We start from the raw sequence: 22,122 nt of genomic DNA on the forward strand, positions 1-22,122 counted from the left end.
GGGTGAAATCGACACTCTGTCCATTCTAGGGAAGACGGTGAGGGAGGTTGTCAGGCCGTGACTGGCTGGAGGCGCGTGAGGCGAGCCGAGAGGTTCCAGAGCCGGGCCGCCGCTCGGCGGTCGCGCGTGTGGGGCCTGGCGCGGACGAGAGAGGGGGCTCCCGTGAGCTGGAACCAGCCGTCCGGCCCCCAGTATTCCCCGCCCTGGACGTCGGTGCCCACGGCCGCGTAGGCCAGGGGCCTCGCCCCCTGCTCCTTGCCCTGGCAGACGGTGCGCAGGAGGCCGACGAGGGGTGCGGGAAGTCGTCGTCGAGCGATGATGCCCGGACGCCGCTCGGTGAGCGTGTCCAGAGCGAAGCCCGGGTGCGCCACGACGCTCCTGACCGGGGACCCCGCCTCGCGCAGCCGGCGATCGAGTTCGAACCCGAAGGTCATCACGGCGAGCTTGCTCCGCGCGTACGCCGTGTGGCCGCGGTACCTCGCCACCATCATCGGATCGTCGAGGTCGAGCCGGACGAAGCGATGGCTGATGCTGCCGAGGTGGACGATGCACCCGGCCTCGGCTTCGGTGAGAGCAGGCAGCAGTCGCGTCACGAGTGCGAAGTGACCCAGGTGGTTCGTACCGAACTGCAGTTCGAAGCCGTCGACCGTCGTCTGACGCCGGGAGGATCCGACCACGCCCGCATTGGCGACCAGAGTGTCGACAGGACCGCCCGAGAGGATGCGTTCTGCACAGCGCCGGACCGACTCGAGGTCGGCCAGGTCGAGGACGACGATCTCGAGGTCGGCGTCCGGGACGTGCGCCAGGATGCTCTCCACCGCGGCGCGCGCCTTGGTCTCGCTCCGGCACGCCAAGACGACGCGCGCCCCGGTGGCGGCCAGCTGTTCGGCCGCGAAGTAGCCCAGCCCCGCGTTGGCGCCCGTGATGACGATGCGCGGCCGCTTCACCACGTCGGGCCGGTGGGCCCCCGCCTCGTCAGCGGACATGGCCCGCCGCCTCCATGCCGCGGAGGTCTTTCTTGAGCTCGGCGACCTCGTCGCGGAGGCGGCCGGCCAGCTCGAACTTGAGTTCGGCGGCGGCCTGGAGCATTTGGTCGTTGAGGTCGGCGATGATCGACTCGATGTCGTTCGCCGCACTCGCGGCCTTGCCCTCGCGCCGGAGGTTCGGTGTGGGAGCGCGCTTCGAGCCCTTCCTCCCGGCGAGGAGCTCGGCCGTGTCAGCACCCTCGCGGGCGAGGACGGCGGTGATGTCGGCGATCTTCTTGCGCAGGGGCTGCGGATCGATGCCGCGCTCCAGGTTGTAGGCGATCTGCTTGTCGCGTCGCCTCTCGGTCTCGTCGAGGGCCTGCTTCATGGAGTCGGTCATCCGGTCGGCATACATGTGCACCTCGCCGGACACGTTGCGGGCGGCACGACCGATGGTCTGGATGAGCGATGTCGAGGAGCGGAGGAAGCCCTCCTTGTCGGCATCGAGGATCGAGACGAGCGAGACCTCCGGGAGGTCGAGGCCCTCTCGGAGGAGGTTGATGCCGATGAGGACGTCGTAGACGCCCTGGCGGAGCTCCGTCAGCAGTTCGACGCGACGCAGCGTGTCGACGTCGGAGTGGAGATAGCGGACCCGCACACCAGCCTCGGTGAGGAAGTCGGTGAGCTCCTCCGACATCTTCTTCGTGAGAGTGGTGACGAGGACGCGCTCGTTGAGCTCGACCCTCTTGTGGATCTCCTCCAGGAGGTCGTCGATCTGCCCCTCGGAGGGCTTGACGACGATCTTGGGATCGATGAGGCCGGTGGGCCGGATGATCTGCTCCACAACGCTGTCGGTGATCCCGAGCTCGTAACGCCCCGGGGTGGCGGAGAGGTAGACCTTCTGGCCGACGCGGTTGAGGAACTCCTCCCACTTGAGAGGTCTGTTGTCGAGCGCGCTGGGGAGACGGAAGCCGTGCTCGACGAGGGTGCGCTTGCGGGATGCGTCGCCCTCGTACATGGCACCGATCTGCGGCACGGTGACGTGGGACTCGTCGATGACGACGAGGAAGTCGTCGGGGAAGTAGTCGAGGAGACAGTGCGGAGCCTCCCCCGCCACGCGACCGTCGATGTGGCGCGAGTAGTTCTCGATGCCGTTGCAGAATCCGATCTGCTCCATCATCTCGAGGTCGAACGTGGTCCGCATCCGGAGGCGCTGCGACTCGAGCAGTTTGCCCTGCTTGTCGAGTTCGCTGAGGCGACCGGCGAGTTCCTCCTTGATGGTGCCGATGGCCCGGTGCATGACGTCGGTGCCTGCGACGTAGTGGGACCCCGGGAAGACGGAGACGGCGTCCATCTCGCGAACGACGTCGCCGGTGAGGGGATGGAGGTAGTACAGCGCCTCGATCTCGTCGCCGAACATCTCGATGCGGATGGCCAGCTCCTCGTACATCGGGATGATCTCGATGGTGTCGCCGCGCACGCGGAAATTGCCCCGGGAGAAGTCGATGTCGTTGCGCTGGTACTGCATCGCGACGAAGCGGCGGATGAGGGTGTCTCGGCTGATGTTCTCGCCGACCTGCAGGGCGATCATCGCCTCCATGTAGCCCTCGGGAGTACCGAGACCGTAGATGCAGGAGACGGTGGAGACGACGATGACGTCGCGTCGGCTCAGGAGGGAGTTGGTCGTCGAGTGACGCAGGCGCTCGACCTCGGCGTTGATCGAGGAGTCCTTCTCGATGAAGGTGTCTGTCTGAGGCACGTACGCCTCGGGCTGGTAGTAGTCGTAGTACGAGACGAAGTACTCGACGGCGTTGTTCGGGAAGAGCTCGCGGAATTCGTTCGCGAGCTGCGCCGCCAGCGTCTTGTTGTGCGCGAGCACGAGCGTCGGGCGCTGGACGGCCTCGACCAGCCAGGCGGTCGTCGCCGACTTGCCCGTACCGGTCGCGCCGAGCAGCACCACGTCGGTTTCGCCCGCGTTGATGCGGCCGGCGAGTTCAGCGATGGCGGCGGGCTGATCGCCGCTCGGCTGGTACTCGCTGACCACTTCGAAGGGGCGGACACTGCGAGTCGGTTCCATGGAATCGAGTCTACGAGCGACCACTGACACTCGGCCCGGCCCCGGTGCTCCTTGGCCCTCCTCCGTCGTCGCTGACAGCGAACACGACGGCCCGCAGGAGACGCGGACTACTCGCCGCGGTCGGCTTTCGCGGCGGCCACCCGGGCCAGCTCCCCGAAGAGGACGTCCACCTGCGCGAGAGTCTGCTCCAGCGACCCGGACGAGTCGACGACGTGGTCGGCGACCGCGAGGCGCTCCTCGTCGGTGGCCTGGGCGTCGATGCGTCGGGCGGCGTCGACGGCGGGCATCCTGCGGAGGTCGACCAGACGGGCGAGGCGGGTGTCGCGCGGAGCGTGGACCACGACGATCGTGTCGAACTCGGATGTTCCCCGGGCCTCGACGAGCAGCGGGACGTCGTAGACGACGACGCGCGCCGGATCGTGGAGGACCGCCTCGGTCATCCGTCGCTGGCTCAGTTCGTGCACGGCGGGGTGCGTGATCGCCTCGAGGTCCTTCCGCGCGGCAGGATCCGCGAAGACGATGGAGCCGAGCGCCGGTCGGTCGAGGCTGCCGTCGGGCAGCAGGATCCCGCGGCCGAAGCGCACCGCGATGGCGTCGAGCCCCGGGGTCCCGGGTTCGACGACCTCGCGGGCGAGGCGGTCGGCGTCGATGACCGCGGCGCCCAGTTCTCCGAGGCGCGTCGCCACGACGGTCTTGCCGGCGGCGATGCCGCCTGTCAGTCCCACTACGAACACGGGTCGAGCATAGTCGGCTGCTCGTGGCGGGGCGGGCTCGGAGCGCCGAGGGCCGCTCGGGGGCACCCTGACGCAGGAGCCTCGTGGCGGGGCTCCTGACCACCCGTCGGTTCTGCGCTCGGTCACCTGACCGGCGGCGCGATCTCGGCCGGATCTCCTGCGTGACGTTATTCAGGCCTGATCTCCGTCGCAGCAGGCGCGCGGGCGGGCATGGTCGTCGGCCGCCCCAGGGGCGACGGGCCCCGCGGCGCCCGCAGGGCGCGCCTCAAACGCCGAATGGCCGGCCGCCCCATAGGGGCGACCGGCCATTCGCGGTGTGACTAGTTGTTGTTCGACAGCTTCTCGCGAAGCGCGGCGAGCGACTCGTCGTCGGCGAGGGTGCCGGCGCCCGAGGGGGTCTCGGCCGAGAACGACGAACCGGAGGGAACGTCGAACGTGGTCGTCTCCTCGAGGAGCGACGCGGCGACCTGCTTCTTGTGCGCTTCCCAGCGAGCCTGGGCGGCAGCGTAGTCCTGCTCCCACTTCTCGCGCTGGGCGTCGAAGCCCTCGCGCCACTCGTTGGTCTCCGGGTCGAAGCCCTCGGGGTACTTGTAGTTCCCCTGGTCGTCGTACTCGGTGAGCATGCCGTAGAGCGCCGGGTCGAACTCGGTGCCCTCGGGGTCGACACCCTCGTTGGCCTGCTTGAGGCTCAGCGAGATGCGGCGACGCTCGAGGTCGATGTCGATGACCTTGACGAACACCTCGTCGCCGACCGACACGACCTGCTCGGCGAGCTCGACGTGCTTGGCGGAGAGCTCGGAGATGTGGACGAGGCCCTCGATGCCGTCGGCGACGCGGACGAACGCACCGAACGGAACCAGCTTCGTGACCTTGCCGGGCGCGACCTGACCGATGGCGTGCGTGCGGGCGAAGACCTGCCACGGGTCCTCCTGGGTGGCCTTGAGCGAGAGCGACACGCGCTCGCGCTCGAGGTCGACCTCGAGGATCTCGACGGTGACTTCCTGCCCGACCTCGACGACCTCGGAGGCGTGCTCGATGTGCTTCCAGGAGAGCTCGGAGACGTGGACGAGACCGTCGACGCCACCCAGGTCGACGAACGCACCGAAGTTGACGATCGACGACACGACGCCCTTGCGGACCTGGCCCTTGTGGAGGTTGTTGAGGAACGACGTGCGGCTCTCGGACTGCGTCTGCTCGAGGAGAGCGCGACGCGAGAGGACGACGTTGTTGCGGTTCTTGTCGAGCTCGAGGATCTTGGCCTCGATCTCCTGCCCGAGGTAGGGCGTGAGGTCGCGGACACGACGCAGCTCGATGAGCGACGCGGGGAGGAAGCCGCGGAGCCCGATGTCGACGATGAGGCCGCCCTTGACGACCTCGATGACCGTTCCGGTGACGACGCCGTCGGCGTCCTTGATCTTCTCGACGTCTCCCCAGGCACGCTCGTACTGAGCACGCTTCTTGGAGAGGATCAGGCGACCTTCTTTGTCTTCCTTCTGGAGGACGAGGGCCTCGACCGTGTCGCCGACGTTGACGACCTCGCTGGGGTCGACGTCGTGCTTGATCGAGAGTTCGCGCGAAGGGATGACGCCTTCGGTCTTGTACCCGACGTCGAGGAGGACCTCGTCGCGGTCGATCTTGACGACGGTGCCCTCGATGAGGTCTCCGTCGTTGAAGAACTTGAGAGTCTTTTCGACCGCGGCAAGGAAGTCTTCAGCAGATCCGATGTCGTTGACGGCGACCTGCTTGGGTGCCTTGGTCGTTACGATTGTCATGTAGTGGTTGCTCCAGCTGGGCATTTCTCGGGCCGGTCTCCGTCTCGCACGCGGAGGGCTGTCTCTCGGACGGTCTCGGCGTGAGGGAGTGTTGGTGGATCGCGGCGTGCGGATGATTCGACGCAGTTTGCGCCAGTGGAGTCTAACGTCTCGCGGCCACCCTCGACAACCCGGCCGCCGTGTGTCGCAGGACGGCCGGATCGCCGGAAAGACGGGGCGAGGGAGAGGCCCCGAGCCCCTCGCTCAGGACAGCAGAGCGCGTCGGAGCGTGTCGAGGCCGACGCCGCCGAGCGCCAGGGCGTCGCGGTGGAAGCGTCGCACGTCGAAGGAGTCTCCCTCACGGTCGGCGAGCTCTCGGCGGAGCTCCTCCCAGATGCGCTGGCCGACCTTGTAGGACGGCGCCTGCCCCGGCCAGCCGAGGTAGCGATCGACCTCGAACCGGACGAAGCCCTCCTCCATGTTCACGTTGTTCTTCATGAAGGCGAAGGCGTTCTCGGCGTTCCAGGTGCCGCCGGCGGGGACCCCGGGAGTGCCCGGGAACGGCTTGCCCAGGTGCACTCCGATGTCGAGGACGACGCGGGCCGCTCGCATCCGCTGCCCGTCGAGCATGCCGAGCCGGTCGCCCGGGTCGCTGAGGTAGCCGAGCTCGTCCATGAGCCGCTCCGCGTAGAGCGCCCACCCCTCGGCATGGCCCGACGTGCCCGCGATGGCGCGGCGGTAGGTGTTGAGGGTGGCGCGGTTGTAGGTGGCCATGCCGACCTGGAGGTGGTGACCGGGAACGCCCTCGTGATAGACGGTCGTGGTCTCTCGCCAGGTGTTGAAGCGGGTGACGCCGACGGGCACCGACCACCACATCCGGCCGGGGCGGGAGAAGTCGTCGCTCGGGCCAGAGTAGTAGATGCCGCCCTCCTGAGTGGGGGCGATCCGGCACTCGAGGGCGCGCAGTTCGTCGGGGATGTCGAAGTGGGTGCCGGCGAGCTCGGCGACGGCCTGATCGCTCTTGGACTGCATCCAGCGCTGGAGGGCGTCCGTGCCCTCGAGGGCGCGCTCGGGGTCTCCGTCGAGCACCTCGATGGCGCGGGCGACCGAGGCCCCGGGCTCGATGGCGTCGGCGATGGCCTCCTGCTCGGCCGTCATCCGCGCGAGCTCTTCGAGGCCCCACTCGTAGGTCTCGTCCAGGTCGATCGTGGCGCCGAGGAAGCGTCGGGAGTGGAGGGCGTACGCCTCGCGGCCCACCCCGTCTTCGTCGGCGGCCACGGGCAGGAGCTCGTCTCGCAGGAAGGTCGCGAGGGTCGCGTAGGCCTCGGCGGCGGAGGCGGCGTTGGACGTCAGCTCGTCGGCCAGCGGCACCGGAAGGGAGTCGCCGCTGCCGAGTCGCGCGCTCGTCGCCAGCGTCGGGAAGAATCCGTCGCTCGCGGCGAGGCGGTCGGCCTGCTCGGCGACGGCACGCACCTGGTGCTTCGCGGGGACGACGCCCTCCGCGATGCCGAGGCGGAGCGTCTCGAGATAGCCGCCCATCGCGCGCGGGAGGTCGCCCAGGCGCGACGCGACGTCGGCCCAGTCGGCCTCGGTCTCGGTGGGCATCAGGTCGAGGACGTCGCGGAGTCGCTGCGGCGGCGACTCGATCACGTTGAGGTCGCGCAGCGGGAGCCGCAGGGCGTCGTGCTCGAGGTCGAGCGCGAGAGAGGACTCGAGGTCGTCTTTCGTGACCCGGTCGACCGCGTCGACGGCCTCCGTCGCGCGGAGCTCCGCGAGGGTGCTCGTGGCCGCGCTGATGTAGGCGGCCTGACCTCGAGGCGAGAGGTCGCCGTACTCGCCGGTCCGGCCCGGACGACCGAGCCAGGTGGCGAGCGTGGGCTCGAGGTCGGTCAGGGTGTCGACCCACCGCTCGGCGATCGCGTCGACGGGGGTGGGCACTCGAGGTGCCGCGGTCTGCGGGGTGGTGGCGTTCTCAGAACTCATGCGTCGAGCCTAGCGACGGCCACCGACGCCGTTCCGGTCGTCGTTCAGACCTCTACGGTGGTCCCGTTCTGGATCGCCTCGACGACGGCGGTGACGGCGGGGTCGCCCAGGAAGAGCTGGAACGGGATCACGGGAACCCCCTCCGCCACGACCTCCCGCACGCGGGCCGCGAGGTTGTTCTGGGTCACGACGACGTCGGCGTCGGCCGGGATCTCCCGCACGGCGGCGTGCTCGACGCTGACACCGCTCTTCTTCAACTGCTTCTTGAGGGTCGTGGCCAGCAGGATGCTCGACCCCATCCCCGCATCGCACGCGACGATCAGCTTGGTGACGGTGGCTCCATCGAGGGTGGTCATGGTGCTCTCTTCCGTGGACGTCGTGCGGTGTGATCGGGCCGGGTGGCGGTCTCGGGCGGGACGCCTCCCCATGATGCTCCCCGGCGGCCGGCCCGGGTCCAGGCCCGGCGACGCCCTCGGGGAGAGGTGACGGTCGCGCAGTCAGTGCGCGGCGGCGTCCCAGCTCTCACCGAGCCCGACCGAGACGTCGAGCGGGACCCGCAGGTCGGCCGCGGAGCCCATCCGGCGGCGGACGACGTCTTCGATCTCCTCGGCCTCCCCCGCGGCGACCTCGACGATGAGCTCGTCGTGGACCTGCAGGAGCACGCGCGAGCGGAGCTCGCGCGCCACGAGCTCCTCGTGCACGCCGAGCATGGCGATCTTCATGATGTCGGCGGCCGACCCCTGGATCGGCGCGTTCAGCGCGGCGCGCTCCGCGTTCTCGCGGAGGACGCGGTTGGTCGACTTGAGGTCGGCGAAGGGTCGGCGCCGACCGAAGATCGTCTCGGTGTAGCCGTCGTCTCGCGCCTGCTCGACGACGTTGCGGAGGTACTCCCGGACCGCTCCGAACCGCGCGAAGTAGTCGGTCATCAGCTGCCGGGCCTCGGCCGTCTCGATGCGGAGCTGCTTGGAGAGGCCGAACGCGCTGAGGCCGTAAGCCAGGCCGTACGACATCGCCTTGACCTTCGTGCGCATGAGAGGCGAGACGTCGGAGGGCTCGACGCCGAAGATGCGGGAACCGACGAAGCGGTGGAGGTCCTCGCCCTCGGTGAACGCCGTGATGAGCCCCTCGTCGCCGGAGAGGTGCGCCATGATGCGCATCTCGATCTGCGAGTAGTCGGCGGTAAGGAGCGTCTCGTACTCGGAGGAGTGGCGGAAGGTGGCCCGGATCGCGTGCCCCACCTCGGTCTTGACCGGGATGTTCTGCAGGTTGGGATCGACCGACGAGATGCGCCCCGTCGTCGTACCCGTCTGGTCGTAGGTGGTGTGGATCCGGCCGCCGTCGTCGACGGCTTTGTCGAGGGTGTCGATGATCTGACGCAGCTTCGTCGCGTCTCGGTGCTTGAGCAGCAGGTCGAGGAACGGGTGAGGGTGCTTCTCCTGCAGGTCGGCGAGCGAGCCGGCGTCGGTGGAGTAGCCCGTCTTCATGGCGCGCGTCTTCGGCATGTCGAGCTGCTCGAAGAGCACCTCCTGGAGTTGCTTCGGCGAGCCGAGGTTGACCTCGCGGCCGATGACCTCGAACGCCTCGGCCGCCAGGGTCGCCGCCGTGTCGGCCAGCCGGGCCGACAGGCCGCGGAGAGCCGGGCGGTCGGTCGCCACGCCGGTCAGCTCCATGTCTCCGAGCACCGGCACGAGCGGAAGCTCGATGGTGCGCAGCACTCGGAGCGATCCCTCGTCGAGGGTGGACTCGATCTCGGCCGAGGTGCGCAGGGCGAACCAGGCCTCGAGGGCCACTCCCCCGGCATCCTCCGCCGGGACCAGCTGGTTGGGGTCGGCGGTGGGCAGCCGCTCGCCGAGGTGCTCGTAGGCGAGATCGGCGAGGGCGAAGGAGGTGCGGCCGGGCCGCAGGAGCCACGCCGAGATACGCGGGTCGCCCGCCAGCCCCGCGAGGCCCAGCCCGGCCCTGACGAGGGCCTTGTAGGCGCGCTTGGCATCGTGGACGACCTTCGGGGAGTCGCCCACGAGCCAGGACTCGAGCGCGAGGTAGTCGCCGCGACCGCTGGCCCAGGGCACGTGGACCGAGTCGTCGGACGCCGCGATGCCGAGGCCGGTCACGGTGCCGTCGGGGCCGTAGTCGACGGCGACGCCGACGGCAGGATGCTCGGGGCCGGCGTGAGTGCGGAGCCAATGCGCCAACTCCTCGTCGATGAGCGTGCGGACCACGGGGGCGACCGGACCGGTCGGCTCGGCGACGGGCGCGGCGGCGCCGCCCGCGGCTCCTGCGCCCGTGCCGTCGGCGAGGGCGGTGACTCGCTCGAGCAGCGTGCGGAACTGCAGTCGGTCGAAGACCTCGCGGACGGCCGCCACGTCGATGGGGCGGCGCTCGAGGTCGTCGGGGCCGACGGGCAGTTCGACGTCGGTCACGAGGCGGTTCAGGCGCCGGTTGCGCTCGGCCCGCTCGTACTGCTCTCGGAGCCGGTCGCCGACGACACCCTTGATCTCGTCGCGGTGGGCGATGACCTCCTCGAGGGAGCCGAACTGGGTGATCCACTTGACGGCGGTCTTCTCGCCGACCTTGTCGACGCCGATCAGGTTGTCGCTCGACTCGCCGACGAGCGCCGCGATCTCGGGGTACTGGTGCGGCTCGATTCCGTAGCGCTCGTAGACCTTGTCGCGGTCGTAGCGGGTGAGGTCGGTGACGCCGCGGGCCGAAGGGTAGAGGAGGGTCACGTCGTCGTTGACCATCTGGATGGCGTCCCGGTCTCCCGACACGACGAAGACCGAGTAGCCCGAGGCGGAGCCGCGACTGGCGAGGGTGGCGAGGATGTCGTCGGCCTCGTAGTCCTCCTTCGTGATGGTGGTGATGCCCATCGCGTGGAGGGCCTCCTGCAGGAGCGGGATCTGACCCACGAACTCGGCGGGGGTCTCGGAGCGCGTGCCCTTGTACTCGGGGTACTCGCGCGTGCGGAACGAGTAGCGGGAGATGTCGAAGGCGACGGCCAGGTGGGTGGGCTTCTCGTTCTTGAGCAGGTTCAGCAGCATCGAGATGAAGCCGTGGATGGCGTTGGTGTGCTGCCCCTCGCGGTTGACGAAACTGTCGACCGGGAGGGCGTAGAACGCCCGGAATGCGAGGGAGTGGCCGTCGATCACGAGGAGGGTAGGCTTTGCTGCGGAAGGCACGTCGCCAGCCTAGCGGCCGCCTCCGACACTGTCGCGGCCGGTCTCGGGACCCCGCCATCGCACGTCGAGATCACCGGGAGTCGCCTTGTCCGAGAGCACCACGAGCCGTTCAGACGCCTCCGGATCGAGCGCCGACGGCCTCGCCTTCCTGGAGCGCCGCGGTGCCGGCGAACTCGCCGAGAAGATGGGCATCGAGATCGTCGAGCTGAGCGCCGAGCGCGTCGTGGCGACGATGCCCGTCGAGGGCAACCGGCAGCCGGTGGGGATCCTGCACGGGGGCGCTCACGTCGTCCTGGCGGAGTCGCTCGGGTCGATGGCCGCCAGTGTGCACGCCGGCCCGGGCCGCATCGCGATGGGCATCGAACTGAACGCTAGTCACAGCCGCTCGATCGCGACGGGCACCGTCACCGGCACGTGCACCGCGATCCATCTGGGGCGGACGCTCACGACGCACGAGATCGTGCTGACGGACGAGCAGGGCCGTCGCCTGTCGACGGTGCGGATCACGAACATCCTGCGCGACGCCTGACCCGCCTTCTCAGCGCAGGGGGCCGAAGAAGGCGCGGAGGTCGTCGGCCAGGAGGTCGGGCTCCTCGATCGGAGCGAAGTGGCCTCCGCGGTCGAACTCGGTGTAGCGCCGGACGTCGTACGTGCGCTCGGCCCAACTGCGCGGCGGACGGGCGATGTCACGGGGGAAGAGGGCGATCGCCGTCGGCACGTCGACCCTCCGCACGGGTGGTGTGATGCCCGCGCCCGACTCGTAGTAGGGCCGGAACGATGTCGAGATCGACTCGGCGAACCAGTACAGAGACGCCTGGGTGAGCAGGAAGTCGTCGCTGAACCGGCTCGAGACGTCGCCGTGACAGTCGCTCCAGGCCCGGTACTTCTCGAGGATCCAGGCCAGGAGCCCCACCGGGGAATCGTTGAGACCGTAGGCCAGCGAGACGGGACGCGTTCTTTGCTGGTGGGCGTAGGCGCCCTCCTCGGTCGACCACCTCGCCACGTCGTCGAGGTAGGTCCGCTCCTCGGGCGTCACCGCGTCGGGGCCCGGATCTGCCGGTGAGGCGACGGCCATGAGGTGGATGCCGACCAGCGCCTCCGGGTGCGCTTCGGCGAGCCGGGAGGTGATGCCGGCCCCGAGGTCGCCCCTGTGAGCGGCGTAGCGGTCGAATCCGAGGTGGTCGTGCATGAGCGCGTGCCACAGATCGTGCGTGTGGACGGGCGCGACGAGCGACTCCCGCTGCGGTGTGAGCGCGAAGCCGGGAATCGACGGGACGACGACGGTGAAGGCGTCTTCCGGCCGTCCGCCGAACTCCGACGGGGTGGACAGGCGGCGAGCGAGCGACACGAGCTCGTAGAACGTGCTGGGCCAGCCGTTGGTGAGGACGATCGGAAGGGCGCCCGGCGTCTCCGCCTCGAAGAGGAGGTAGTGGAGCGGTGCTCCGGCCACCTCGGCGATGTGCGAGGGCAGCGCAGCGAGCTCTCGCTCGTGGGCCCGCCAGTCGTAGCCGTCGGCCCAGTACTCGCTGAGCCGACGCAGTACGGCAGCGTCTGTGCCCGCCTCCCAGCCGACCGTGGGCCACGGTTTCGGCCAGCGCGTGCGTCGGAGCCGATCGCGGAGGTCGTCGAGATCGGCGTCGGGGACGTCGAAGAGGGTGTGGTCGGTCATGGCCCGACGCTAGCGCGAGCCTCCGACACGAGAACCGAGAGCCTCCGACAGGAGAACGCGGAAGGCTACTTCTTGACGCTGAGCTGCTCGATGATCGCCTGGGCGACGTCGTGCATGGTGAGGCGTCGATCCATCGACGCCTTCTGGATCCAGCGGAAGGCCTCGGGCTCCGTGAGCCCCATCTTCTCGTTGAGGAGACCCTTGGCGCGGTCGACGAGCTTGCGCGTCTCGAACCGCTCGACCAGGTCGGCGACCTCGGCCTCGAGGGTGATGATCTGGGTGTACCGCGAGAGGGCGATCTCGATCGCGGGGAGGAGGTCGTTGGGCGTGAACGGCTTGACGACGTAGGCCAGTGCTCCGGCCTCGCTGGCGCGCTCCACGAGCTCCTTCTGACTGAAGGCGGTGAGCAGGACGACCGGGGCGATGTGGTTCTTGCTCAGCGTCTCGGCCGCGGAGATGCCGTCGAGCTTGGGCATCTTGACGTCCATGATGACGAGGTCGGGTCGGAGCTCCGTCGCGAGGGCCACGGCGGTCTCGCCGTCGCCGGCCTCGCCGACGACCTCGAAACCGTTGTCGCGGAGGATCTCCACGATGTCGAGGCGGATGAGGCTCTCGTCTTCCGCCACGACGACGCGACGGGGCGCTGCTGGTGTTGCTTCCTGGTCACTCACAAACACAAGCCTACGGTATTGTTTCTCCGGTTGTGGTGCGCCGGATTGGCGGAATGGCAGACGCGGAGCACTCAAAATGCTCTGTCCGAGAGGGCGTGTGGGTTCGAGTCCCACATCCGGCACTCGACCCGATCCGAAGACTCATATCGACTTCTTTGGCCGTTCGGGTGCCACTTCGGCCCAGCCTGAGATAGTGTGAACCGCACTGGTTGTTGTGTTACGCATTTGTACTTCGCGACGGGCTTTCTCCTGATGTGAATCAGGGGTCTGCGTGTCGTTCTAAGAGGGAGCGGACAAAAGCACCGCGACGAGCGATCTCGACAGTCGGGATCGAAACCTCTGATTGAAGGAATAAGAAAAATGGCAACAGGCACCGTGAAGTGGTTCAACTCCGAAAAGGGCTTCGGCTTCATCACCCCCGACGACGGAACCACTGACGTGTTCGCGCACTTCTCCGCGATCGCCGGCGACGGCTACCGCAACCTCGAGGAGAACCAGAAGGTCGAGTTCGAGACGGCTCAGGGCAACAAGGGTCTTCAGGCCGAGAACATCCGCGTTCTCTAGTCTTCCGTGCGATGGCGGCTCCGGCCGCCATCGTGCTTCAAGCCCCGGGCGAGTGATCGCCCGGGGCTTTTTCGTGCGCCCCGACTCGTGGGCCCGGACTCATGTGCCCGGATTCGTGCGCCCGGACACCGCGCCGCCGGCGAAGCCGCCTCCGCACCGCCCCGCACCGCTCGACCTCAGTCGGGAAGGGGCAGCCCCAGGAGTTCCGCGACCGGGGCGAAGTCGTTCCGCGCCGTGAGGTAGGACAGCTCGGCGAGGGCGCCGACGCCCGCGGTGGAGACGGTGCCGGTCGTGGTGGCCGCGGCCGGGGCATCCTGCGCGAAGGGGATCTCGTCGACGGCGACGCGGGCCGCACGGAGACGGCGGAGCAGGAGGCTCCAGAGGACGAGCTCGTCGGCGGTCGCGTCGGCGGGGGCTCGACCCGCGATCTCGACGGGAACCTCCACGGCGGGCAGGCGCTCCCCCTCGACCCGGGGTGGCAGGTCGGGCTGCTGCAGGCGGATCCCGATGCCGGCCGCCACGCCGACCGCGAAGCCGAAGACGAAGAGCAGGATCAGGGCGGCCGGTTGGTCGACCCGGGCGCCGAACCGCGCGGCCACCGTCAGGAAGAGGCCTCCGGCGAGCCCGCCGAGCAGGACGCCCTGGGACAGGTGCGAGCGGAGATGGCGATCACGGCTGACGGACGCCCGGAGGTAGCTGTCGCGGGTCGAGTCGACGTCGAATCCGGAGTCGGACGGCACGGCGTAGAGCCTCGTCGCGTGGACGAAGCATCCCGGGTGCGAACCGTCGACCGCCATGACCTCGATCCTAGGGACGGGTCGCCCCGCGGGGCCCGAGTCTCAGGCAGGTCACGGCTGGAACGCCGAAGGCCGGCGCCTCGCGAGGAGACACCGGCCTTCGGACCTGAGACCCGGACGGGTCGGCGCGGCTACGACTTGGCGTAGGCCGGGGCCGCCTCGTTGTGGGCGTCGCCGACCCGGTGCACGCGCAGGTCGTTGGTCGATCCCGCGATCCCGGGAGGGGACCCGGAGATGACGACGACCTTGTCGCCGTGATCGGCGAGGCCGTTGCCGAGGAGGACGTCGTCGACCTGGCTGAACATGGCGTCGGTGTGCGTGACGGGGTCGACCAGGTAGGACTGCACGCCCCAGCTCATCGCCATGCGACGGCGGATGGCCTCGTCGGTGGCGAACGCGATGATCGGCATCGCGTGGCGGAGGCGCGACATGCGGCGGACCGAGTCGCCGCCCTCGGTGAAGACGCAGACGTAGCGCGCCTGGACGAACTCGCCCACGTCGGCCGCGGCCAGGGTGATCGCGCCGCCGAGGGTGCGGGGCTTCGTGCCGAGCGCGGGGATGCGCTCGAGGCCGTGCTCCTCGGTGGACTGGACGATGCGCGCCATGGTCTGCACGGTGACGACGGGGTACTCCCCCACGCTCGTCTCGCCGCTCAGCATCACCGCGTCGGTGCCGTCGAGGACGGCGTTGGCGACGTCGGACGTCTCGGCGCGGGTCGGGATCGGGCTCGAGATCATCGACTCGAGCATCTGCGTGGCGACGATGACCGGCTTCGCCATGCGGCGGGAGAGCTCGATGGCGTGCTTCTGGACGATCGGCACGGCCTCGAGGGGGAGCTCGACGCCGAGGTCGCCGCGGGCGACCATGATGCCGTCGAAGGCGTCGATGATCGACTCGAGGTTGTCGACCGCCTGCGGCTTCTCGATCTTGGCGTAGACGGGGACCTTGCGGCCCACCTCGGCCATGATCTCGTGCACACGCACGATGTCGTCGGCGTTGCGGACGAACGACAGGGCGATGAAGTCCGCGCCGAGGTCGAGGCCCCAGCGGAGGTCGGCCTCGTCTTTGTCGGAGAGGGCGGGCACGTTGACGGCCACGCCGGGCAGGTTGATGCCCTTGTTGTTGGAGACCGTGCCGGCGACGACGACCTCGGTGGTGACGACGGTGCCGTCGGTCTCGATGACGCGCAGCTTCACGCGGCCGTCGTCGATGAGGAGGGGGTCGCCCGCCTTGACGTCCTGCGGAAGGCCCTTGAAGGTCGTTCCGCAGATCTCCTTCGTGCCGAGGATGTCGTCGATCGTGATCTTGAAGATGTCGCCGACGCTGAGCTCGTGCGGTCCGTCGGAGAACTTGCCGAGGCGGATCTTGGGCCCCTGGAGGTCGACGAGGACGGCGACGGCCCGACCCGAGTCGGCGGCGGCCTTGCGCACGTTCTCGTACACGCCCTGGTGGACGTCGTAGGTGCCGTGGCTGAGGTTCATCCGCGCTACATCGACACCGGCATCGATGATGCCGCGGATGTCTTCATAGCTCGACGTCGCCGGCCCGAGGGTGGCGACGATCTTTGCACGTCTCATGTGTTCCTTCGTAGGGGTGGTTTCGCGGGGCGACGCAACGTTCGCGTCACCCCACCCTATTCCCGCCGATGCCGTCTCCCGTAACCGGGAGGCGACAGGAGCGCGAACTCGGGAGGATGCCGGACGGCTCAGAAGACCGAGATCGGACGGTCGGTGGGCTTCACCGGGGACGGCAGCGAGGTCGTGCCCTCCAGGTAGGTGTCGACCGCGGCGGCCGTCGCGCGGCCCTCCGCGATCGCCCAGACGATGAGGGACTGGCCGCGACCGGCATCGCCGGTGACGAACACGCCGGCCTCGCCGGTCTCGTAGCGCGCATCGCGCTCGATGGCGCCGCGCGAGTCGAACGGGACGCGGAGCTGCTGCTCCAGCGCTTCCCGCTCCGGACCGGTGAAGCCGAGGGCCAGCAGGACCAGGTCGGCGGGGATCTCGCGCTCGGTTCCCGACTTCGGGACGCGGCGGCCGTCGACGAACTCGGTCTCCGCGACCCGGATGGCCCGGACCTCGCCGACCTCGTTCGCCAGGAATTCGACGGTGGACGCGAGGTACATGCGCTCCCCGCCCTCCTCGTGCGCGCTCGAGACCTCGAAGAGGGTCGGAGCCATCGGCCACGGCTGGTCCTCGGGACGCTCCTGCGGCGGCTGCTTGCCGATCGCGAGGTTCGTCACCGAGAGGGCGCCCTGGCGGTGCGACGTCCCGATGCAGTCGGCACCGGTGTCGCCGCCACCGAGGACGACCACGTGCTTGCCCTCCGCGGAGATCTGGTCGGGGATCGACTCCCCCGCGCCGACGCGGTTCTGCTCGACGAGGTACTCCATGGCGAAGTGCACTCCGGCGAGGTCGCGGCCCGGGATCGGGAGGTCGCGCGGGACGGTCGCACCCGTGGCGACGATGACCGCGTCGTAGCGGGCGCGGAGATCGTCCCAGGTGATGTCGACGCCGATCTCGACGCCGGCCCGGAAGCGGGTGCCCTCGGCCTGCATCTGGGCGAGCCGCTGCTCCAGCTGCTTCTTCTCCATCTTGAAGTCGGGGATCCCGTAGCGGAGCAGCCCGCCGATGCGGTCGTCCCGCTCGTAGACGGCGACGGTGTGGCCCGCGCGGGTGAGCTGCTGGGCGGCGGCGAGACCGGCGGGACCGGAGCCGACGACGGCGACGGTCTTGCCGGTGAGGCGCTCCGGCGGGTGGGGGGTGACCCAGCCGTTCTGGAAGGCCTGGTCGATGATCGAGACCTCGACCTGCTTGATGGTCACGGGCGGCTGGTTGATCCCGAGCACGCAGGACGACTCGCACGGGGCGGGGCAGAGCCGCCCGGTGAACTCCGGGAAGTTGTTCGTCGCGTGCAGGCGCTCGATCGCCTGGCGGCCCTCGCCGCGCCACATGAGGTCGTTCCACTCGGGGATGAGGTTCCCGAGGGGGCAGCCCTGGTGGCAGAACGGGACGCCGCAGTCCATGCAGCGGCCGGCCTGGCGGCGGAGCTCGCCCGACTCCTGCTGCTCGTAGACCTCTTTCCAGTCCATGAGCCTGACGGAGACGGGTCGACGCTTGGGCAGCTCGCGCTGCTGGACCTTGAGGAAGCCCTTCGGGTCAGCCACCGGTCACCTCCATGATTCTGTTCCAGACTTCGTCGCCGTCGGGGTCGAGCCCCTCGTCGACCGCCGTCTTCCGGGTGAGCATGACCGCCGCGTAGTCGCGGGGCAGGACCTTCACGAACTCTTCCGCCGTCTTCTCGACGTCGAGCAGGAGCCGCTCGGCGACCACCGAGCCCGTCTCGGCCAGGTGGCGCTGGAGCAGGTCGGTCAGGATCTCGATGTCGGCGCTGCCGAGAGGCTCCAGCAGGAGCTCCCCCGTCGACAGCGCGTCGTCGTTGACGTTCTCGCGTTCGAGGCGGTGGACGTAGGCGGTGCCGCCGCTCATCCCGGCGCCGAGGTTGCGCCCGGTCGTCCCGAGGATGACGGCGAGTCCGCCCGTCATGTACTCGAGAGCGTGGTCGCCCACCCCCTCGACGACGGCGCTCGCACCCGAGTTGCGGACGAGGAAGCGCTCCCCCACGATCCCGCGGATGAACATGCTGCCCTGCGTCGCGCCGTAGCCGATCACGTTGCCGGCGATGACGTTCTCCTCGGCCGCGAACGTGGCCGTGCGCGGCGGACGGACGACGACGGTGCCGCCGGAGAGGCCCTTGCCGACGTAGTCGTTGCTGTCACCCTCGAGGCGCAGCGTGATGCCGCCCGGGAGGAACGCCCCGAGGGACTGCCCCGCCGAGCCGATAAGGGTGATGTCGATGCTGCTGCCCGTGGGGAGGCCGTGCTCGCCGTGGCGGACGGTCACCTCGTGCCCGAGCATCGTGCCGACGGCCCGCTCCGTGTTGCGGATGGGAAGCGTCAGCTCGATCCTGCCGCCCGCCTCCAATACCTCGGAGGTCGCCGCGATGAGCTGGTTGTCGAAGTGCTTCTCGAGCTCGTGGTCCTGCGCGACGCGGTTGCGGCGCGGTTCGTCGTCGGAGAAGACCGGGCCGACGAGGACCGGCTCCAGGTCGAGGCCCGAGGCCTTCCAGTGGTCGACGGCGCGGTCGACGCCCAGCAGTTCGCTGTGGCCGATCGCGTCGTCGAGCGAGCGGAAGCCGAGCGCGGAGAGGTATTCGCGCACCTCCTGCGCCAAGAACTCGAAGAAGTTGACGACGTACTCCGCCTTGCCCGTGAAGCGCTTGCGCAGCTCCGGGTTCTGGGTGGCGACGCCGACGGGGCAGGTGTCGAGGTGGCAGACGCGCATCAGGATGCAGCCGGAGACCACCAGGGGTGCGGTCGCGAAACCGAACTCCTCGCCTCCCAGCAGCGCCGCGACGATGACGTCGCGACCCGTCTTCATCTGGCCGTCGACCTGCACGACGACGCGGTCGCGCATGCCGTTGAGCATGAGCGTCTGCTGCGTCTCGGCCAGCCCGATCTCCCACGGGGTGCCGGCGTGCTTCAGCGAGTTGAGCGGGCTCGCGCCCGTCCCGCCGTCGTGGCCGGAGACGAGGACGACGTCGGCGAGGGCCTTCGTCACCCCCGCGGCGACCGCGCCGATGCCCGACTGCGACACGAGCTTGACGTGGACGCGCGCGGTCGGGTTGGCCCGCTTGACGTCGAAGATCAGCTGCTTGAGGTCTTCGATCGAGTAGATGTCGTGGTGCGGCGGCGGCGAGATGAGGCCGACGCCGGGGGTGGCGTGACGCGTGCGCGCCACCCAGGGGTAGACCTTCGACGGCGGGAGCTGACCGCCCTCGCCGGGCTTGGCACCCTGAGCCATCTTCAGCTGGATGTCGGTGGCGTAGGTGAGGTACATGCTCGTCACGCCGAACCGGCCCGACGCGACCTGCTTCACGGCGCTGCGACGCTCGGGGTCGAGGAGCCGCTCCACGTCCTCGCCGCCCTCGCCCGTGTTGGACTTGCCGCCGAGGCGGTTCATCGCGATGGCGAGCGTTTCGTGGGCCTCCTGCGAGATGGAGCCGTAGCTCATCGCGCCGGTGGAGAAGCGCTTGACGATCGACGCGACCGACTCGACCTCGTCGAGGGGCACGACGGGCCGGATGCCCGTGCGCAGCGTGAACAGACCGCGCAGCGTCATGAGGTTCTCGGCCTGGTCGTCGACCATCTTCGTGTACTCGCGGAAGATGTCGTAGCGCCTCGTGCGGGTGGCGTGCTGCAGTCGGAAGACGGTCTCCGGGTTGAACAGGTGGGGCGGCCCCTCGCGGCGCCACTGGTACTCGCCGCCGGTCTGGAGGCGCTCGTGCGCCGCCGTCGCGCCGTCGGCCGGGTAGGCGCTGAGGTGGCGCTGCGCGTTCTCGTTCGCGATGACGTCGATCCCGACGCCGCCGAGGCGCGTCGAGGTGCCGGTGAAGTAGGTGTCGACGAACTCGTGGCTGAGTCCGACCGCCTCGAAGGCCTGCGCCGCGGCGTAGGACGACACCGTCGAGATGCCCATCTTCGACATGATCTTGAGCACGCCCTTGCCGAGCGCCTTGATCACGTTCTTAACGGCCTGCTCCGGCGAGATGCCGGTGATCATGCCGCCGCGCACGAGGTTCTCGCACGTCTCCATGGCCAGGTAGGGGTTGATCGCCGAGGCGCCGTAGCCGATCAGGGTCGCGACGTGGTGGACCTCGCGGACGTCGCCCGCCTCCACGATGAGCCCGACCTTCATGCGGTTCTCGGTGCGGATCAGGTGGTGGTGGACCGCGGCGAGCATCAGGAGCGACGGGATCGGAGCGTGGTCCGCCGTCGAGTCGCGGTCGGAGAGGACGATGAACGCCGTGCCCTCCTCGATCGCCTCGTCGACCTCGCGGCAGAGCTCGGCGATGCGGTCCTCCATGGCGCGGGGGCCCTGGTCGACGCGGTAGAGGCCGCGCAGGGTCGTCGTCAGGCGGGATCCTGCGTGGGGGTCGATGTGCTGGATCTTCGCAAGCTCGTCGTTGTCGATGACGGGGAAGTCGAGGATCACCTGTCGGGCGTGCTCGGGCGTCGCCGCGAGGAGGTTGCGCTCCGGCCCGAGGCCGAGCTTCAACGACGTGACGACGGCCTCGCGGATCGAGTCGAGCGGCGGGTTCGTCACCTGCGCGAACTGCTGCGTGAAGTAGTCGAAGAGCAGACGCGGTCGGTCGGAGAGCACGGCGATGGGGGTGTCGCTGCCCATCGCGCCGAGGGGCTCGGCGCCGGTGCGGGCCATGGGGGTCAGCAGGATGCGGACCTCCTCCTCCGTGTAGCCGAAGGTGCGCTGGCGCCTCGTCACGGACGCCGGAGTGTGAACGATGTGCTCGCGCTCCGGGAGGTCCTTGAGGTGGATGCGTCCCATCTCCAGCCACTCGCCGTACTCCTCGGAGGAGGCGAGCTGCTGCTTGATCTCGTCGTCCTCGATGATGCGGCCGGCTTCGGTGTCGACGAGGAACATCTTGCCGGGGCGCAGACGGCCCTTGCGGACGACCTTGGCGGGGTCGATGTCGATGACGCCGATCTCGCTCGCGAGCACGACGAGACCGTCGTCCGTGACGAGGTAGCGCCCCGGGCGGAGACCGTTGCGGTCGAGCGTCGCACCGGCGAGCGATCCGTCGGTGAAGGTGATGGCGGCGGGGCCGTCCCACGGCTCCATGAGCATCGAGTGGTACTCGTAGAAGTCGCGGAGGACGGGGTCGATGCCGACCTGGTTCTCCCACGCCTCCGGCACCATCATCATGATCGCGTGCGGGAGCGACCGACCGGTGAGGCTGAGGAGCTCCACGACCTCGTCGAACGAGGCGGAGTCGCTGTTGCCGGGGCTCACGATGGGCATGAGGGGCGTGAGGTCGCCGACGAGCTCCGACTCGAGCTGCGACTGGCGGGCGCGCATCCAGTTGCGGTTGCCCCGCACCGTGTTGATCTCGCCGTTGTGCGCGATCATGCGGAACGGCTGGGCGAGCGGCCACGACGGGAACGTGTTGGTCGAGTAGCGGGAGTGGACGATCGCGAGCTTCGAGGCGACCCGCTCGTCGGAGAGGTCGGGGTAGAAGGGCTCGAGCTGGAGCGTCGTGACCATGCCCTTGTAGACCATGGTCCGGCTCGAGAGCGACGTGAAGTAGGCGCCGAGCTCGCGCTCGGCCCTCTTGCGGAAGCGGAAGGCGAGCCGGTCGAGCGCGAGACCCTCGAGGCGCTGCTCGCCGTGGGCGGACGCGACGAAGAGCTGCTCGAACGCGGGCATGGCGTTGCGCGACAGGGTGCCGAGCTCGTGCGGGCGCACCGGGACGTCGCGCCAGCCGACGACGCGGAGCGACTCGCTCGCGGCGAGCGTCTCGAGCGCGTGCTTCAGCTCACGACGCTCCTGGTCGTCGGTCGGCAGGAAGCCGATGCCGACGGCGTAGTGGCCGGCGGCGGGCAGCTCGAACTCGACGACCTCGCGGAAGAACGCGTCGGGGACCTGCATCAGGATGCCCGCGCCGTCGCCGGTGCCCGCGTCGGAGCCGACCGCGCCGCGGTGCTCCAGGTTGCGCAGGGCGCCGAGGGCGGCGTCGATGATGTCGTGGCCCGGGGTGCCCCGGAGCGTGGCGACCATGGCGAGGCCGCAGGCGTCCTTCTCCTGGGCAGGGTCGTAGAGACCCTGGGCGGCGGGGATGCTGCTGAATGTCTGGTGCGCTGGCGTGAGAGCCATGTCGA

General features: G+C 69.3%; 15 protein-coding genes and 1 tRNA gene. 3 read left to right on the forward strand and 13 right to left on the reverse strand.

Annotated elements, in window-relative coordinates; all coding sequences use genetic code 11:
- Positions 1-50: 50 nt before the first annotated feature.
- The 7 genes from AS850_RS07170 to polA all read right to left on the reverse strand — a co-directional run bounded on the left by AS850_RS07170 (position 51) and on the right by polA (position 10,686).
- A complete protein-coding gene (locus AS850_RS07170; RefSeq protein ID WP_119868489.1) occupies positions 51-986 on the reverse strand; it encodes an SDR family NAD(P)-dependent oxidoreductase in 936 nt (311 codons plus the stop codon).
- Positions 976-3,042 (reverse strand): excinuclease ABC subunit UvrB, encoded by a 2,067-nt coding sequence (gene uvrB / locus AS850_RS07175; protein ID WP_119868490.1) that lies wholly within the window; start codon positions 3,040-3,042, stop codon positions 976-978. Before uvrB ends, AS850_RS07170 begins: the two co-directional genes overlap by 11 nt.
- Positions 3,043-3,149: 107 nt before the next feature.
- A complete protein-coding gene (coaE, locus tag AS850_RS07180; protein WP_119868491.1) occupies positions 3,150-3,776 on the reverse strand; it encodes a dephospho-CoA kinase in 627 nt (208 codons plus the stop codon).
- A gap of 320 nt (positions 3,777-4,096) precedes the next feature.
- Positions 4,097-5,548 carry a 30S ribosomal protein S1 gene (rpsA, locus tag AS850_RS07185; RefSeq protein WP_119870197.1) on the reverse strand — a complete coding sequence of 484 codons (1,452 nt, stop codon included), beginning with the start codon at positions 5,546-5,548 and terminating at the stop codon, positions 4,097-4,099.
- A 243-nt stretch (positions 5,549-5,791) separates the two neighbouring features.
- The gene (locus tag AS850_RS07190) at positions 5,792-7,510 is read right to left on the reverse strand and encodes a DUF885 domain-containing protein (RefSeq protein ID WP_119868492.1); all 1,719 of its coding nucleotides are present in this window, start codon (positions 7,508-7,510) and stop codon (positions 5,792-5,794) included.
- A 44-nt stretch (positions 7,511-7,554) separates the two neighbouring features.
- Positions 7,555-7,866 carry a PTS lactose transporter subunit IIB gene (locus AS850_RS07195; RefSeq protein ID WP_119868493.1) on the reverse strand — a complete coding sequence of 104 codons (312 nt, stop codon included), beginning with the start codon at positions 7,864-7,866 and terminating at the stop codon, positions 7,555-7,557.
- Between the two features lie 141 nt (positions 7,867-8,007).
- Entirely contained in the window at positions 8,008-10,686 is a 2,679-nt protein-coding gene (polA, locus tag AS850_RS07200; RefSeq protein ID WP_119868494.1) for a DNA polymerase I, read from the reverse strand.
- A 184-nt stretch (positions 10,687-10,870) separates the two neighbouring features.
- On the opposite strand from polA, the gene AS850_RS07205 reads away from it, so the two are divergent.
- Positions 10,871-11,215 carry a PaaI family thioesterase gene (locus AS850_RS07205; RefSeq protein ID WP_119870198.1) on the forward strand — a complete coding sequence of 115 codons (345 nt, stop codon included), beginning with the start codon at positions 10,871-10,873 and terminating at the stop codon, positions 11,213-11,215.
- Between the two features lie 9 nt (positions 11,216-11,224).
- On the opposite strand, the gene AS850_RS07210 is transcribed toward AS850_RS07205, so the two are convergent.
- Entirely contained in the window at positions 11,225-12,355 is a 1,131-nt protein-coding gene (locus AS850_RS07210; protein WP_119868495.1) for an epoxide hydrolase family protein, read from the reverse strand.
- 65 nt (positions 12,356-12,420) lie between these two features.
- Positions 12,421-13,026 (reverse strand): ANTAR domain-containing response regulator, encoded by a 606-nt coding sequence (locus AS850_RS16490; protein ID WP_146900783.1) that lies wholly within the window; start codon positions 13,024-13,026, stop codon positions 12,421-12,423.
- A gap of 39 nt (positions 13,027-13,065) precedes the next feature.
- Between AS850_RS16490 and AS850_RS07220 the strand changes: the two genes are divergently transcribed.
- Both AS850_RS07220 and AS850_RS07225 read left to right on the forward strand, forming a co-directional pair.
- A tRNA-Leu gene (locus AS850_RS07220) sits at positions 13,066-13,148 on the forward strand.
- A gap of 238 nt (positions 13,149-13,386) precedes the next feature.
- Complete coding sequence (locus AS850_RS07225; protein WP_119868497.1) at positions 13,387-13,590, forward strand: cold-shock protein; 204 nt, start codon at positions 13,387-13,389, stop codon at positions 13,588-13,590.
- 176 nt (positions 13,591-13,766) lie between these two features.
- Here the strand turns inward: AS850_RS07225 and AS850_RS07230 are convergent, their stop codons facing one another.
- The 4 genes from AS850_RS07230 to gltB all read right to left on the reverse strand — a co-directional run bounded on the left by AS850_RS07230 (position 13,767) and on the right by gltB (position 22,117).
- Positions 13,767-14,387: a hypothetical protein gene (locus AS850_RS07230; RefSeq protein WP_119868498.1), complete on the reverse strand. Its 621-nt coding sequence runs from the start codon at positions 14,385-14,387 to the stop codon at positions 13,767-13,769.
- Between the two features lie 131 nt (positions 14,388-14,518).
- Positions 14,519-15,964, reverse strand: a complete 1,446-nt coding sequence (gene pyk / locus AS850_RS07235) for a pyruvate kinase (protein ID WP_119868499.1) — start codon at positions 15,962-15,964, stop codon at positions 14,519-14,521.
- A 128-nt stretch (positions 15,965-16,092) separates the two neighbouring features.
- Entirely contained in the window at positions 16,093-17,553 is a 1,461-nt protein-coding gene (locus tag AS850_RS07240; protein WP_119868500.1) for a glutamate synthase subunit beta, read from the reverse strand.
- Positions 17,546-22,117 (reverse strand): glutamate synthase large subunit, encoded by a 4,572-nt coding sequence (gene gltB, locus AS850_RS07245; RefSeq protein WP_119868501.1) that lies wholly within the window; start codon positions 22,115-22,117, stop codon positions 17,546-17,548. Before gltB ends, AS850_RS07240 begins: the two co-directional genes overlap by 8 nt.
- Between the last annotated feature and the right edge of the window lie 5 nt (positions 22,118-22,122).

This window comes from Frondihabitans sp. 762G35, from assembly GCF_002074055.1.
Lineage (GTDB): Bacteria > Actinomycetota > Actinomycetes > Actinomycetales > Microbacteriaceae > Frondihabitans.

Bases quoted from the DNA above. Each gene is read 5' to 3' on its own strand.
- AS850_RS07170 (WP_119868489.1), bottom strand. From the start codon at position 986: ATGTCCGCTGACGAGGCGGGGGCCCACCGGCCCGACGTGGTGAAGCGG.
- uvrB (WP_119868490.1), bottom strand. From the start codon at position 3,042: ATGGAACCGACTCGCAGTGTCCGCCCCTTCGAAGTGGTCAGCGAGTAC.
- rpsA (WP_119870197.1), bottom strand. From the start codon at position 5,548: ATGACAATCGTAACGACCAAGGCACCCAAGCAGGTCGCCGTCAACGAC.
- AS850_RS07190 (WP_119868492.1), bottom strand. From the start codon at position 7,510: ATGAGTTCTGAGAACGCCACCACCCCGCAGACCGCGGCACCTCGAGTG.
- AS850_RS07195 (WP_119868493.1), bottom strand. From the start codon at position 7,866: ATGACCACCCTCGATGGAGCCACCGTCACCAAGCTGATCGTCGCGTGC.
- AS850_RS07205 (WP_119870198.1), top strand. From the start codon at position 10,871: ATGGGCATCGAGATCGTCGAGCTGAGCGCCGAGCGCGTCGTGGCGACG.
- AS850_RS07210 (WP_119868495.1), bottom strand. From the start codon at position 12,355: ATGACCGACCACACCCTCTTCGACGTCCCCGACGCCGATCTCGACGAC.
- AS850_RS07225 (WP_119868497.1), top strand. From the start codon at position 13,387: ATGGCAACAGGCACCGTGAAGTGGTTCAACTCCGAAAAGGGCTTCGGC.
- AS850_RS07230 (WP_119868498.1), bottom strand. From the start codon at position 14,387: ATGGCGGTCGACGGTTCGCACCCGGGATGCTTCGTCCACGCGACGAGG.
- pyk (WP_119868499.1), bottom strand. From the start codon at position 15,964: ATGAGACGTGCAAAGATCGTCGCCACCCTCGGGCCGGCGACGTCGAGC.
- gltB (WP_119868501.1), bottom strand. From the start codon at position 22,117: ATGGCTCTCACGCCAGCGCACCAGACATTCAGCAGCATCCCCGCCGCC.